Raw genomic sequence first — 14,075 nt, 5'->3', positions numbered from 1 at the left:
CGCGTAGACTGGCGGAACAGACGGGCGAGCGAGGAGGAGCATGACCGAGTCCTCCTCACCGCTGGGATTCCTCGCGCGCGGAGAATCCGTCGTCGCGGTCCTCGTGGACGAGTTCCTCGTGTCCATCGCGGACGACGTCTACCTCCCACTGCCCGCGGCCGTGGTCCGGGCGGACCTGCTGACGGCCTTCCAGTCCGTGATCGCCGCGCTCGGCGCCGACGACTTCGACCCGGCCGTGGGCCGGGACGTGGGGCGGCTGCTGGTCGCGCTGCAGATCACCGTGCCCGCGGGTGCCGCGGCGGGTGGCCGAGCCATCGCGACCCTGCCGGACGCTCTGGTCCGGGAACCGTCGGCCGAGGTTCGGCGCCGCACCGCCCTGATCCTCGCGGAGTACACCGCCGGCTACGCCGAGGCGCTCACCCGCCGGATCATCGACGGACAGGCCGTCGTGCACCGGGCGGCGCAGCTGGCCCGCCGGTCCGCCGAGGAGGGCGAGCGGCAGGCGCAGGCCCGGCTGCGGGTCATGTTCGAGCACGCCCGTTCCCCGGTGTTCGTCGCGGACGAGCGGGGCCGCGTCCTCGAGGCGAACGCGGCGATGACCCGCATGATGGAGGCGAACCCCACGCTCCTCGGCGACTCGGGCCACGACGTGCGGCCACTGCTCGCGGACGACCCCGCAGACGTGGCCCGCGTCCTCCGGGAGCTCGCCGACGCCGACGACGAGGGGGTCACCCGGTTCCTCGAGCACCGGCGCCTGCACTTCCTCGGCGACTCCAGTGCGGGCCGGTGGGCCCTGAGCCGGGTACCCGCCGAGGGGGATCGGCCGGCGCTGCTCGTGGGCGTCGGGCACGACGTCACGGAGCTGCGCGCGACCCACGCGCAGCTGAGCCATCTCGCGCATCACGACGCCCTGACGGGGCTGCCCAACCGGCGGCGGCTCCGCGAGGATCTCGCCGAACGGCCCGCCGGGCCCGCCGGCTTCTGCCTCGTCGACCTCGACGGCTTCAAGGCGATCAACGACCGGCTCGGGCACGCCGCCGGCGACCGGCTGCTGGTCGCGACCGCCACGCGGATCCGTACCGCGCTCACCGGCGTCGGCACGCTGTACCGGGTGGGCGGCGACGAATTCGCGGTCCTCGTCTCGCCGCCGTTCCGCCCGGGTGACGCGGCGCAGCTCGTGCACCGCGCCCTGACGACACCCGTCGAGGTGCCGGCGACCGACGGGGCCGAGGCGCGGGCGGTACGGATCGGTGCGAGCGTCGGCACCACCACGACCGCCGACGCCGGCAGCTCCGTCGAGGCGCTCATCACCGCGGCGGACGCGGGCCTCTACCGCTCCAAGGACGCGCGGCGGGCCTGAGTGCGCGCGTGGACCGTGCCCGCGATCCACAGCAGCGCGACGACCAGCGCCGTCGAGAGCACCTGGTCCCGGACACCGTCGTTCGCGAGGGCCAGCACGACGATCCCCAGCAGCACCACGAGGACCGCCCACGAGAGGTACGGGTAGCCCCACATCCGCAGCGGCAGGGGCGTGCCGTCGCGGTCGGCGCGGCGGCGCAGCACGATCTGCGAGGCGATCGTCGCGAGCCACGTCACGATGAGCGTCGAGCCGACGACCGCCAGCAGCCGGTCCAGCACCTCGGAGCCCCACACGTACGTGGCGGGCACGGCGAGGAAGCCGATGAGCGAGCTGGCGTACACCGCGAGCACGGGCACGCCTGAGGAGTTCGCGCGCCCGAAGGCCGCGGGCGCCATGCGCCGCTCTGCCAGCGAGTAGAGCATCCGCGAGCTGCCGTACAGGTTGGCGTTGAGCGAGCTGAGCAGCGCGACCACGATGACCACGCCGAGCGTGGTGCCGACCGCAGGCAGCCCGGCGGCGCGCAGCACTGCGACGAACGGCTCGTTCGCGACGCCCGGGTCGTCCCAGGGCAGGGCCAGCAGGATCACGGCGACGCTGCCGACGTAGAACACCAGGATCCGCCAGACCGTCGCGCGGATCGCCCGCCCGACGGTCCGCTCGGGGTCCCGGGTCTCGGCCGCGGCGACGGCCACGATCTCGATGCCGCCGAAGGCGAACGCCACCACCAGGAGCGCGGCGACGACGCCGCTGATCCCGTGGGGCGCGAAGTCCGTGAGGTTGCCCAGCCCGGGCGACGGCGCGCTCGTCCAGCCGAGCAGGTAGCCCACGCCGATGACCAGGAAGAGGGCGACGAACGCGACCTTGATCAGGGAGAACCAGAACTCGAACTCACCGAAACCGCGGACCCCGGCCAGATTCAGCCCGGTCAGCGCGACCATGAAGACCAGCGCCCACACCCACACCGGCGGGCCGCCGGGCAGCAGCCCGTTCAGGATGGCCGCCGCGGCCACGGCCTCCGCGGCCACCACGAGGCACAGCTGCACCCACCACAGCCAGCCGACGGCGAAGCCGGCGCCGGGCCCCAGTGCCCGGCCCGCGTAGTAGGAGAAGGCGCCCGGGTTGGGGTCCGCGGCCACCATCTCGCCGAGCATCCGCATGACGGCGATGACGACGAGTCCCGCGACGGCGTAGGCGATGAGCACCGCCGGGCCGGCCAGGGCGATGCCCTTACCGGCGCCGACGAACAGCCCCGCGCCGATCGCGGAGCCGAGGCTCATCATGATCAGGTGCCGGGCGCGCAGGCCGGCGTGCAGGCCGGGATCGGCCGGCGCGGCCGGCGCGGTGCTCTCTCCGGACGGTGCCGCCATCAGGCGAACAACGCCGGCAGGGTGCCCTCGTGCGCCGCTCGCAGGTCGGCCAGCGTCACGCTGAACCGGCCCTGGACCTCGACGGAGTCGCTGCCCTGGTCGACGACGCCGATGCGCACGGCCGGGAGCTCGCGGGCCGCGCACATGGCGGCGAAGCGGGTCTCCTCCGTACGGGGCACGGCCACCAGCACGCGGCCCGTCGACTCGGAGAAGAGATGCACGAACGCGCCTGCAACATCCTGGGAGCCCTCGGGGAGCAGCAGGCGGCAGCCCGTCTCGCCCGCGAGGGCCGCCTCGACCACGGCCTGCCAGAGGCCGCCCTCGGAGAGGTCGTGCGCGGCGGAGACGAGGCCGTCGCGCGAGGCGGCGGTGAGCACGTCGGCGAGCAGCTTCTCGCGCTGCAGGTCCACGCGCGGCGGGACGCCGCCGAGGTGGTCGTGCTCGACCTGCGCCCAGATGGAACCGTCGAACTCGTCGTGCGTGTCGCCGAGCAGGTACAGCGTCTCGCCGGGCTCGGTGCCGAGGCCCGTCGGGATGCGGCGGCGCACGTCGTCGATGACGCCGAGCACGCCGATCACCGGGGTCGGGAGGATCGCGGTGCTGCCGGTCTGGTTGTAGAAGCTGACGTTGCCGCCGGTCACGGGGATGCCGAGGGCGACGCAGCCGTCGGCGATGCCGTGCACGGCCTGTTGGAACTGCCACATGACGCCCGGGTCCTCCGGCGAGCCGAAGTTGAGGCAGTCGGTGACGGCCTTCGGGGTGGCGCCGGTGACGGCGACGTTCCGGTACGCCTCGGCGAGCGCGAGCTGGCCGCCGACGTACGGGTCGAGGTAGGTGTAGCGGCCCGAGGCGTCGGTCGACAGCGCGATGCCGCGCTGCGTGGTCTCGTCGATGCGGATGACGCCGCCGTCGGCGTTCTCGGCGAGCACGGTGTTGCCGCGGACGTAGCGGTCGTACTGCTCGGTGATGAACTTGCGCGAGCACAGCGCGGGCGACGCGAGGAGCTTCAGCGCGGTGGCGCGCAGCTCCTCGTCGCTCTGCGGGCGCGCGAGGTTCGCGGTGGTGTCGGCGATGAGCGCGTCCATGAACGCGGGACGCTCGACGGGCCGCTGGTAGACCGGGCCGTCGTGGGCGATGGTCCGGGCGGGGGCGTCGACGACGGTCTCGCCGTGCCAGTCGATGACGAGGTGCTCGCCGTCGGTCACCTCACCGATGACGGTGGCGAGGACGTCCCACTTCGCACACACCTCCATGAAGGCGTCCACGTTCTCCGGCGCCACCACGGCGCACATCCGCTCCTGCGACTCGGAGGACAGGATCTCCGCGGCACTCATCCCCTGGGCGCGGCACGCCACCTGGTCGAGGTCGACGTACATGCCGCCGTCGCCGGCCGCGGCCAGCTCGGACGTGGCGCACGACAGTCCGGCGCCGCCGAGGTCCTGGATGCCGACGACGAGCCGCTCGCGGTAGAGGTCGAGGCAGCACTCGATGAGCACCTTCTCCATGAACGGGTCGCCCACCTGCACCGACGGCAGCTTCTTCGGCTTCTCGTCGGCGTCGAAGCTCTCCGACGCGAGCACGGAGACGCCGCCGATGCCGTCGAGGCCGGTGCGGGCGCCGAACAGGATGATCTTGTTGCCCTTGCCGGAGGCGAAGGCCAGGTGCAGATCCTCGGTGCGCAGCACACCCGCGCACAGCGCGTTGACCAGCGGGTTGCCGGCGTACGAGGCGTCGAAGACGGTCTCGCCGCCCACGTTGGGCAGGCCGAGGGAGTTGCCGTAGCCGCCGACGCCGCGCACGACACCGTCGAGCACGCGGCGGGTGTCGGGCGCGTCGGCCGGGCCGAAGCGGAGCTGGTCCATCACGGCGATCGGGCGGGCGCCCATGGCCATGATGTCGCGGACGATGCCGCCCACGCCGGTGGCCGCACCCTGGTAGGGCTCCACGTACGACGGGTGGTTGTGCGACTCGACCTTGAAGGTCACGGCCCAGCCGTCGCCGATGTCCACGACGCCCGCGTTCTCGCCGATCCCCGCGAGCATCGTCGAGCGCATCTCGTCCGTGGTGGTCTCGCCGAAGTAGCGCAGGTGCACCTTGGAACTCTTGTAGGAGCAGTGCTCCGACCACATCACCGAGTACATGGCGAGCTCGGCGTCCGTGGGGCGGCGGCCGAGGATCTCGCGGATCCGCTGGTACTCGTCGTCCTTGAGTCCGAGCTCGCGGTACGGCTGGTCGACATCGGGCGTGGAGGCGGCGTGGGAGACCGTGTCTACGTGCACCCGCCCAGTTTAGACGGGTGATTCACGGCCGGAGTTTCAGCCAGCGGTCGAGCACCACCAGGGCCTGATCCGCGGGCTCGCCGTCGGCGGGCCGGAGCACCAGTTCGGGCCGGTCCGGCGCCTCGTAGGGCGCGTTGACGCCGGTGAAGTCGGCGATCTCGCCCGCCCGGGCCCGCGCGTACATCCCCTTGGGGTCGCGCTGTTCGCACAGCTCGACGGGGGTGTCGACGAACACCTCGAGGAAGGGCAGGCCCGCCTCCTCGTGCTGGGCCCGGATCCGGTCGCGGTCGGAGCGATAGGGGCTGATGAGCGACGCGATCGCCACCGTCCCGGCGTCGGCCAGCAGCTGCGCGACCGCGCCCACGCGGCGCACGTTCTCCGCGCGGTCCTCCGGGGTGAAACCGAGGTCGGCGTTGAGGCCGTGCCGCAGGTTGTCGCCGTCGAGCCGGTACGCGGGCACGCCCCGCGCGACCAGGAGCCGCTCGAGCTCGCACGCCACCGTCGACTTCCCGGACGCCGAGAGACCGGTCAGCCAGACGGTGCCGCCGCGCGTCGCCCGGTCCTCGCGGCGCACGGCCGCGCCGTGCCAGACCACGGCGCTGGAGCGCAGCGTGGGACCGGTGATCATTCCCGCGGCGACGGTCTCGTCGGTCTGCGGGTGCACCAGCACGAAGCTGCCGAGGGTGCGGCCCCGCCGGTACTGGTCGAACAGCACGGGCCGGCGGGCGGCGAGCTGGACGCGGCCGATGTCGTTGAGCCCGAGCGCGGCGGCGTCCCGGTCGCGATGCAGGGAGCTGGTGTCCAGCCGGTAGTCCAGCGCTTCCACCCGCACGAGGTCGGAGCTGTGGGCGTGCAGCATCAGGTACTCGGCGCCGGCGGTGAGCTTCGCGGTGTCGGAGAACCAGCACACGGTGGTGTCCAGGTCGGTCGCGGACTGCGGCCGGTTCGCGGGCCGGCACAGCACGTCGCCGCGGCCCACGTCGAGATGGTCGGCGAGCCGGACGCACGCGGCCTCCCCCGCCTCCAGCCGGTCGGCCTTCGCGCCCCCGGGCCGGTACAGCTCGGCCACCGTCGTGGTGAAGCCCGACGGGAGCGCGACCACGTCGTCGCCGACCGCGAACGCACCGGAGGCGACGGTGCCGGCCACACCCCGGAAGTCGCTGTCGCGGGGGCGGATCACGTACTGCACGGGCAGGCGCGCGTCGATGAGGTTCCGATCGCTGACCACGTGCACGTTCTCTAGGTGGTAGAGCAGCGAGGGTCCGTCGTACCAGGGGGTGTCGGCGGATCGCTCGGTGACGTTGTCGCCCAGCAGCGCCGAGACCGGGATGGCCTCCACGTCGTGCACCTCGAGCTTGGCCGCGAACTCGGCGAACTCGGCACGGATGGCGTCGAAGCGGGCGCGGTCGAAGCCGACCAGGTCCATCTTGTTGACGCACAGCACGACGTGCTCGACGCCGAGGAGCGAGGTGAGGAAGGCATGCCGGCGGGACTGCCGCGTGAGGCCGTGCCGGGCGTCGACGAGGATCAAAGCCACGTCGGCGGTCGAGGCACCGGTGACCATGTTGCGGGTGTACTGCTCGTGCCCGGGGGTGTCGGCGAGGATGAACTTGCGGGTGGCGGTGGCGAAGTAGCGGTGGGCCACGTCGATCGTGATGCCCTGCTCGCGTTCGGCGCGCAGGCCGTCGGTGAGCAGCGCCAGGTCGACGCCCTCCTCGCCGCGCGCGGCGGTGGTGGCGGCGACGGCGCTGAGCTGGTCCTCCAGCACGGCCTTGGATTCGAAGAGCAACCGCCCGATGAGCGTGGACTTGCCGTCGTCCACGCTGCCGGCGGTCGCGATGCGCAGGATCTCCATCAGCAGTGGCCCTCTCCGGTCTCCGCGACCACCGAGCCGCTCACCAGCATTCGCGCGCTCATCAGAAGTAGCCCTCCTTCTTCCTGTCCTCCATGCCGGCCTCCGAGATCCGGTCGTCGGCGCGGGTCGCGCCGCGCTCGGTGATCCGGGTGGTGGCGACCTCGGCGACGACGGCCTCCGCAGTGGTGGCGCCCGATTCCACGGCGCCGGTGCACGTCGCGTCGCCGACGGTGCGGAACCGGACCGTCCGGCGCTCGGGTGTCTCGCCGGGCAGGGGCGCGACGAGGGGCCCGGTGGAGAGCAGCATTCCGTCGCGTTCGATCACCTCGCGCTCGTGCGCGTAGTACAGCGACGGCAGCGCGATCGCCTCGGCCGCGATGTACTGCCAGATGTCGAGCTCGGTCCAGTTGGAGAGCGGGAAGACGCGGATGTGCTCGCCCGTCCGATGCCGGCCGTTGAAGATGTTCCACAGCTCGGGGCGCTGCGCGCGGGGGTCCCACTGCCCGAAGCGGTCGCGGAAGCTGAAGATCCGCTCCTTGGCGCGCGCCTTGTCCTCGTCGCGGCGCGCCCCGCCGAAGGCAGCGTCGAAGCGGTGCTCGCCGATCGTGCGCAGCAGCGTCGCGGTCTGCAGCCGGTTGCGGGTGGCACCCGGGCCGGTGGGCTCGACGACGGCCCCCGAGTCGATGTCGTCCTGCACGCTGCCCACCAGGAGCCGCAGCCCGCGCTCGGCGGCGAGCCGGTCGCGGAAGGCGAGGACCTCGTCGAAGTTGTGCCCGGTGTCGATGTGCAGCACCGGGAACGGGATCGCGGCGGGCCAGAAGGCCTTGGCCGCGAGGTGCACCATGACCACCGAGTCCTTGCCGCCCGAGAACAGCAGCACGGGCCGCTCGAAGGTGGCGGCCACCTCCCGGAAGACGTACACCGCCTCCGCCTCGAGGACGCGCAGATGTTCCGCGGCGACCGTTGTCTCCAGCACACCCCACCTCCGGTTCATATTTGGACCTCGTTGGTCCATTCTTGTTCCGGAGATTAGAACGCGTTCTCGTCGGCTGTCAACAGCCTCACCGCCCCGGCTTGCGGCCCCCGATGCGGACCGTGATGCGGTCGGCCGCGGCGACGAGCGCGGCCGCCCGCTCGGCGATCCCCCGCTCGTCCAGCTCGGCGCTCACGTACAGGCTCGCCACCATCGCCTGCGCGCCGTCGCCGTCGTAGACCGGCGCGGAGATCACGCTGACGTTCTGCGACGCCCCCTCCGCGCGGGCCTCGTCCCGCAGGTGGACGCGGTCTCCGATGCCGGCCACCACCTCACCGAGCAGCGCCCGCAGTTCCGCCGGGATGTCGCCGGGCACGCCCGCCATCAGCCGATACAGCTGCTGCCCCGCCGGGGTGAGCAGCTCGACGAGGTAGCCGTCGGCGCGGCAGGTCTCGATGACCCGCGCGAGCCGGTCACCGTCGGCGCGGACGTGGTCGCGGGCGAGCCACCGCTCCAGCCGGCCGGTGCGGTCCCAGAGCACGTACATGAGCCCGATGGGCGGCGTGAACGGATAGCTGTCGCCCACCTTCACCATCGCGGGACGCCCCGGGTCGACGGCCACGTCGAGCACCGTCACCCGGTCGCCGACGACACCCGAGAGCGAGACCGGGTGACCGAAGGCCTCCCACAGCCCGGTGAGTACGTCGCCGCCCGCGGGATCGGCCCGCAGGGAGGTCCGGGCGGCGCGCCCGAGCGGGATCAGTGCGGGACCGAGGCGGTAGGTCTTGTCCCGGTCGTCGCGGATCAGATACCCGGATTCGACCAGCGTGGTGGCGATGCCGAGGCATGTCGGCTTGCTCAGTCCGACGCGCCGCGCGAGCTCCGAGATGCCGAACCGCTCCCGCTCGTGGCGGGCCAGGAACTCGAGCACCGCCACCACGCGCGCGGTCGGGGGCGAGGTCCGGCCGGCCGCCCCGGCCCGCTCCGCCGATTCCGCCGCTTCCGTCATCGCCACTCCTTGACACTCATCCGCGCCTGCGCCTACGGTCTGGAACAGGTTCTACCGCATTGGTTCATATTTGTACCACTTTCGGAGGTGGGATGTACAGCGATCCGCTCGTCGCGGCGATCACCGAGGCCGAGGGCCTCGTCGCCGCGGCACCGCACATCGAGACCGAGGCCGACCTGCTGGAAGGGCTGCAGTACCTCGCGCAGGGCGTGGCGGCCTGCGTCCACGGCGCCTTCGGATTCGATAAGGACCACCCGTTCCTGCTCAGCGGCACCGGCCCGTTCACCAAGATGGGCCTGGACAACCCGGACACGCTGTATTTCGGCGCGCGGGTCGACGGTGCGCACGAGTACGTCGTCACGGGCCGCCGCGGCACCACCTGCGACATCAGCTTCCAGGTGCTCGGCGGCGGCGAATACACCGACGACAACGTTCCGGCCAGCGCGGTGGCGTTCGACGACCGGGAGCTGACCGTCGACGCCGAAGGCCGGTTCGAGGTGCGGTTCGGGCCCGGCGAGCCCGTGGCGGGCTCGTACTACCGGCTACCGCCCGGCAAGGCGCAGCTGGTGATCCGCGAGGTCTTCGACGACTGGGCGGCGCACCGCAGCACCTTCGCCATCGCGCGTGCCGACACCGCCGGCACGGCCCCGCCACCCCCGACCCCGGAGCTCATGGCGAAGCGCTACGCCGCCGCGGGCAAGCAGCTGGTCAATCGCGTGAAGACCTGGCTGCAGTTCCCGAAGTGGTTCTACGATCCACTCCCGGTGAACACGTTGACGGCACCGCGCCTCACTCCCGGCGGCCTCGCCACGCAGTTCTCCTCCGTGGGCCACTACGACCTCGCCGACGACCAGGCGCTGGTCATCACGGTGCCCCGTGGTGACGCGCCGTACCTCGGCTTCCAACTCGGCAGCCTCTGGTACATCTCGCTCGACTACATCCACCACCAGACCTCACTCAACGGCTCCCAGGCCCAGGTCGATCCGGACGGCATGATCCGGATCGTGGTGTCGAAGAACGATCCCGGCGTCACGAACTGGATCGAGACGCTCGGTCATCGGCGCGGCTATCTCCAGTTCCGCTGGCAGCGCACCGCGTCCCCGATCACGGCCGCCGACGGCCCGACGGCACAGGTGGTTCCGCTCGCGGACCTCGCGCAACACCTCCCCCACCACGCGTCCAACCGCATCGACGACGCCGCCCGGCGCGCCCGGATCGCGAAGCGGGCCCGTCTCATCGGCGAAAGGATGGTCGGTTGATGGCCGGGCCCACGGCCGGTCTCGGCCTGGACGGCAGGGTCGTCGTCATCGCGGGGGCCGGGCCGGCGCTCGGCGCGACCCTCGCCCGCCGGTTCGCCGACGAGGCCGCGCACGTCGTCCTCGTCGCACGGAACGCGGAACGACTGGAGGCGATGGCCGCCGAGATCACCGGTGCCGTCGCGATTCCCGCGGACATCACGGACGGGGACTCGCTGTCCGCAGTGGCGACACAGGTGCAGGAGCGGTTCGGCCGGGTCGACGCGGTGGTGAACAACGCCTTCACCTACCCGTCGATGCAGCGCCTGGTGAAGACCGATCCCGCGCACATCCTGCAGAGCGTCGACCTCATGGCGCTCGGCGCACTGCGCACCGTGCTCGCCTTCCGCGAGTCTCTGGCCGCAACCGAAGGCGCTGTGGTCAACGTCAATTCGATGGTGATCCGCCACTCCGACCTGCGCTACGGCGGCTACAAGGCCGGGAAGACGGCGCAGCTCGCCCTCGCGCAGTCCCTCGCCACCGAGCTCGGCCCCGAGGGCATCCGGATCAATTCCGTGGTGCCGGGCTGGATCTGGGGCGACACGCTCAGGGCTTACTTCGAGTACCGCGCGAGCACCAAGGGCGTCACGGTGGAGGAGGACTACGCCGATGCGGCGAAGAACTCCGACCTGCGGCGCCTGCCCACCGAGGACGAGGTGGCCTCCGCCGTCCTGTTCCTCGCCTCCCCCCGCGCGTCCGGCATCACCGGCCAGACGCTCGACGTCAACTGCGGAGAGTTCCATGTCTGACAGCAACAAGGTCGCCGGCACCCGGCGGGTCGGAACAGCCGACGACCTCCACGAATCGGCCATGCGGCGCACCGGCCTGCGCGACTTCGGCGACCCGTCGGACGGTTACCGCGAGGCCCTGCAGGTCCTTCTCGATTCCTACCGCGAGGAGGCCGCGCTCACGGAGCTGGGCTCGAAGCTCTCCCGGGTCTTCCTCCGCGGCGCGCTCTCGGCCCGGCTCATCAGCGAGGCGGCGTTCGCGGCGAACCCGGCCCACGCGGAGATCGCCGTCGAGCGGCCGATCTTCGTGACCGGCCTCCCGCGCTCGGGGACCACCGCGCTGCACCGCCTGCTCGACGCCGACCCCGGCAACCAGGGCCTGCAGATGTGGCTGGCGGAGGTACCGCAGCCGCGGCCCCCGCGCGCGACCTGGGCGGAGAACCCCGTCTACCGGCTCCTCGACGAGCAGTACGCGCAGCACCACACCGAGCACCCGGAATTCATGGGGCTGCACTACATGTCGGCCTCGGAGGTCGAGGAGTGCTGGCAGTTGCTGCGCCAGTCGGTGCACTCCGTCTCGTACGAGTGCCTCGCGCACGTCCCGTCGTACGCCGCGTGGCTGGCCGAGCGGGACTGGACGCCCGCGTACCGCCGGCACAAGCGCAACCTGCAGCTGATCGGGATGAACGACCCCGGCAAGCGGTGGGTGCTCAAGAATCCGAGCCACCTGTTCGCTCTCGACGCGGTGTTCGAGGTGTACCCGGACGCCCTCATCGTGCAGTGCCACCGTCCCGCCGAGACGATCATCGCCTCCGTCTGCTCCTTGGCACAGCACGCCACGGAGGGCTGGTCGACGGCGTTCACCGGCGCGACGATCGGCGCGGACCAGCTGGACACCTGGGCGCGCGGGCTCGCGGCCTTCGACGAGGCCCGCGCGCGGCACACCGCCGCCGGACGCGGCGATCGGTTCGTGGACGTGGACTACCGCGACCTCGTGGCCGACCCGCTCGGCACCGTCGGGAACATCTACTCCACGTTCGGCCTGGACCTGACCGACGATGCGCGGCAGTCGATGTCCGCGATGCACGACACCAGCCGCTCCGGTGCCCGGCGCCCCAACCACACCTATGCGCTGGAGGACTACGGACTCACGGAGGATGCGGTTCGCGCGCGCTTCCATTGAGCACCGGGAGGCGGGAGCGTAGCCTCGCGGCATGGGGTTCAGGAGCATCAAAGTACTCGGTGTCAGCGCGATGATCACCGCGACGACGGCCGTGACCGCCTGCCAGGGCGTCGCCGCCGGCGCGCCGGTGGCGGTGCCGCAGGTGCCGCAGATCCGCCTGGTCACCAACGTACTCCCGACGACCCCGGCGCAGTGCGGATCCGGGAGCCCCGCCGCCACGGAGCCCGCCCGGATGTGCAACACCGCAGGCGATCTCCTGTACGAGGTGGATCCGTCGGTGACGCGTTTCCCGGTCAAGCGCGCGAGCGCCGGTGTGCCGCAGAATCAGAAGCAATGGGTGGTCACGTTCGAACTCGCCGATGCCGACGCCACAGCGTTCGCCGACCTCACCGCGCGCACGATGGGCAAGCAGGTCGCGATCGCCGTCGGTGGCCGGGTCCTTTCCGCCCCGGTGGTCAACGAACCGATCAGAGGCGGGCAGGTGCAGGTCACCGGCCGGTTCGACGAGCGGTCGGCGAAGGATCTGGCGCAGCGGCTGCAGCCGTCCTGACCGCGAGCGGTCCGGACGGCTGCCGACGGGACGGGTCCGGTCAGTGCGCGGCGACCGCCTTCGCGTCGCTCGGCTCCTCGGCGCCGTGGTCGTCGACCATCGTCGCCTCGTCGAACGGGTCCTGCTTGTCGAGCACGCGCTGGGTCTGCGCCAGGTCGACCGTCGAGGTCCACTTGCCGATGAGCAGCGTGGCGATCGCGTTGCCGGAGAAGTTGGTCAGCGCGCGGGCCTCCGACATGAACCGGTCGATGCCCACGATGACCGGGACGCCGTCGAGCAGGTCGGGGCGGTGGGTCTGCAGGCCCGCCGCCAGCGTGGCGAGCCCCGCTCCGGTGACGCCCGCGGCGCCCTTCGAGGCGATCATCATGAACAGCAGCAGGGAGAACTGCTCGCCGATCGAGAACGGCGCGCCCATCGCGTCGGCGATGAACAGGGACGCCATGGTGAGGTAGATCGCGGTGCCGTCGAGGTTGAAGGAGTAACCGGTGGGCACCACGATGCCCACGGTCGACTTCTCGACGCCCGCGTGCTCCATCTTGGCGATGAGGCGCGGCAGCGCCGACTCGCTGGAGCTGGTGGCGACGATGAGCAGGTACTCGCGCGCCAGGTACCGCGCCAGCTTGAACACGGACAGCCCGGTGACGAACCGCAGCAGCAGACCGAGGATCACGAAGACGAAGATCGCGCAGGTCACGTAGAAGGCGATCATGAGCCAGGCGAGTTGCTTCACCGCTTCGAAGCCGGTGGCCCCGACCACCGCTGCGATGGCACCGAACGCGCCGACCGGCGCCAGCCACAGCACCATGACGAGGACGCGGAAGACCAGCTTCTGCACGAGGCCGATGCCGCGCAGGATCGGCTCGCCGGCGGTGCCCATCGCCTGCAGGCCGAAGCCCACGAGGAGTGCCACCAACAGCGCCTGCAGCACGCTGCCCGACGTGAGGGAGGAGAACAGGGTGTCGGGCACGATGCCGCGGATGAAGTCCCAGGTGCCGCCCGCCTCGTGCGCCTGATCGGCGTACTTGGCGCCGCCGCCCGACTCCGCGGGCAGGTTCAGGCCGGTACCGGGCTTGAGCAGATTCCCCACCAGCAGTCCGACTCCCAGCGCGAACGTCGACATGACCACGAAATAGCCCATCGCCATCCCGCCGATCTTGCCGACCGACGCCGCAGCGCGGACCGAACCGATGCCGAGCACGATGGTGCAGAAGATCACCGGGGCGATCATCATCTTGATGAGGTCGACGAAGATGTCGCCGAGGGGTTTGAGGCCCTTGCCGAACTCGGGGGCCACCAGGCCCACGATCACGCCGGCCACCACGGCGATGATCACCGCGATGTAGAGCCAGCGCGTCCGGTCGCGTTTTCCTTGAGCCGCCACGGCGTCCTCCTTGATCGATGGGGCTATTGCGAGTCTGGATAGATCCTGCGAGAACTGTGACCTGCAGCACAGCTTGTGTTCATTGTGTAAACGTC

At 71.5% G+C, this 14,075-nt stretch carries 11 protein-coding genes; 5 read left to right on the top strand and 6 right to left on the bottom strand.

What is annotated here, in order from left to right:
* The first annotated feature begins 40 nt into the window (after positions 1-40).
* Positions 41-1,360 carry a diguanylate cyclase domain-containing protein gene (locus ELY19_RS11585; protein ID WP_126196334.1) on the top strand — a complete coding sequence of 440 codons (1,320 nt, stop codon included), beginning with the start codon at positions 41-43 and terminating at the stop codon, positions 1,358-1,360.
* Here the strand turns inward: ELY19_RS11585 and ELY19_RS11580 are convergent.
* The 5 genes from ELY19_RS11580 to ELY19_RS11560 form a co-directional block, all read right to left on the bottom strand.
* Complete coding sequence (locus ELY19_RS11580; protein ID WP_126196333.1) at positions 1,330-2,727, bottom strand: amino acid permease; 1,398 nt, start codon at positions 2,725-2,727, stop codon at positions 1,330-1,332. The genes ELY19_RS11585 and ELY19_RS11580 overlap by 31 nt on opposite strands.
* Positions 2,727-5,006: a phosphoribosylformylglycinamidine synthase subunit PurL gene (gene purL, locus ELY19_RS11575; protein ID WP_126196332.1), complete on the bottom strand. Its 2,280-nt coding sequence runs from the start codon at positions 5,004-5,006 to the stop codon at positions 2,727-2,729. Before purL ends, ELY19_RS11580 begins: the two co-directional genes overlap by 1 nt.
* A gap of 22 nt (positions 5,007-5,028) precedes the next feature.
* On the bottom strand, positions 5,029-6,861 hold the full coding sequence (cysC, locus tag ELY19_RS11570) for an adenylyl-sulfate kinase (protein WP_126196331.1): 1,833 nt from the start codon (positions 6,859-6,861) through the stop codon (positions 5,029-5,031).
* A 61-nt stretch (positions 6,862-6,922) separates the two neighbouring features.
* Complete coding sequence (cysD, locus tag ELY19_RS11565) at positions 6,923-7,855, bottom strand: sulfate adenylyltransferase subunit CysD (RefSeq protein WP_126196330.1); 933 nt, start codon at positions 7,853-7,855, stop codon at positions 6,923-6,925.
* Positions 7,856-7,922: 67 nt separating this feature from the next.
* Entirely contained in the window at positions 7,923-8,843 is a 921-nt protein-coding gene (locus ELY19_RS11560) for a helix-turn-helix domain-containing protein (protein WP_126196329.1), read from the bottom strand.
* A gap of 92 nt (positions 8,844-8,935) precedes the next feature.
* On the opposite strand from ELY19_RS11560, the gene ELY19_RS11555 reads away from it, so the two are divergent.
* From ELY19_RS11555 to ELY19_RS11540, 4 genes are read left to right on the top strand one after another with little or no spacing between them, the layout of a single operon-like run.
* Positions 8,936-10,102: a hypothetical protein gene (locus tag ELY19_RS11555; protein ID WP_126196328.1), complete on the top strand. Its 1,167-nt coding sequence runs from the start codon at positions 8,936-8,938 to the stop codon at positions 10,100-10,102.
* Positions 10,102-10,887, top strand: coding sequence for an SDR family oxidoreductase (locus ELY19_RS11550; protein ID WP_126196327.1), 786 nt, complete (start codon positions 10,102-10,104; stop codon positions 10,885-10,887). Before ELY19_RS11555 ends, ELY19_RS11550 begins: the two co-directional genes overlap by 1 nt.
* Positions 10,880-12,049 carry a sulfotransferase family protein gene (locus ELY19_RS11545; protein ID WP_126196326.1) on the top strand — a complete coding sequence of 390 codons (1,170 nt, stop codon included), beginning with the start codon at positions 10,880-10,882 and terminating at the stop codon, positions 12,047-12,049. Before ELY19_RS11550 ends, ELY19_RS11545 begins: the two co-directional genes overlap by 8 nt.
* Positions 12,050-12,080: 31 nt before the next feature.
* Positions 12,081-12,599 (top strand): SecDF P1 head subdomain-containing protein, encoded by a 519-nt coding sequence (locus tag ELY19_RS11540; protein ID WP_126196325.1) that lies wholly within the window; start codon positions 12,081-12,083, stop codon positions 12,597-12,599.
* A 40-nt stretch (positions 12,600-12,639) separates the two neighbouring features.
* Here the strand turns inward: ELY19_RS11540 and ELY19_RS11535 are convergent, their stop codons facing one another.
* Positions 12,640-13,980 (bottom strand): cation:dicarboxylate symporter family transporter, encoded by a 1,341-nt coding sequence (locus ELY19_RS11535; RefSeq protein WP_227966764.1) that lies wholly within the window; start codon positions 13,978-13,980, stop codon positions 12,640-12,642.
* Positions 13,981-14,075 lie beyond the last annotated feature (95 nt).

Source organism: Tsukamurella paurometabola (genome assembly GCF_900631615.1).
GTDB lineage: Bacteria > Actinomycetota > Actinomycetes > Mycobacteriales > Mycobacteriaceae > Tsukamurella > Tsukamurella paurometabola_A.
The sequence above is the reverse complement of the archived record's forward strand: the minus strand, read 5'-3'. Positions and strand labels throughout refer to the sequence as shown.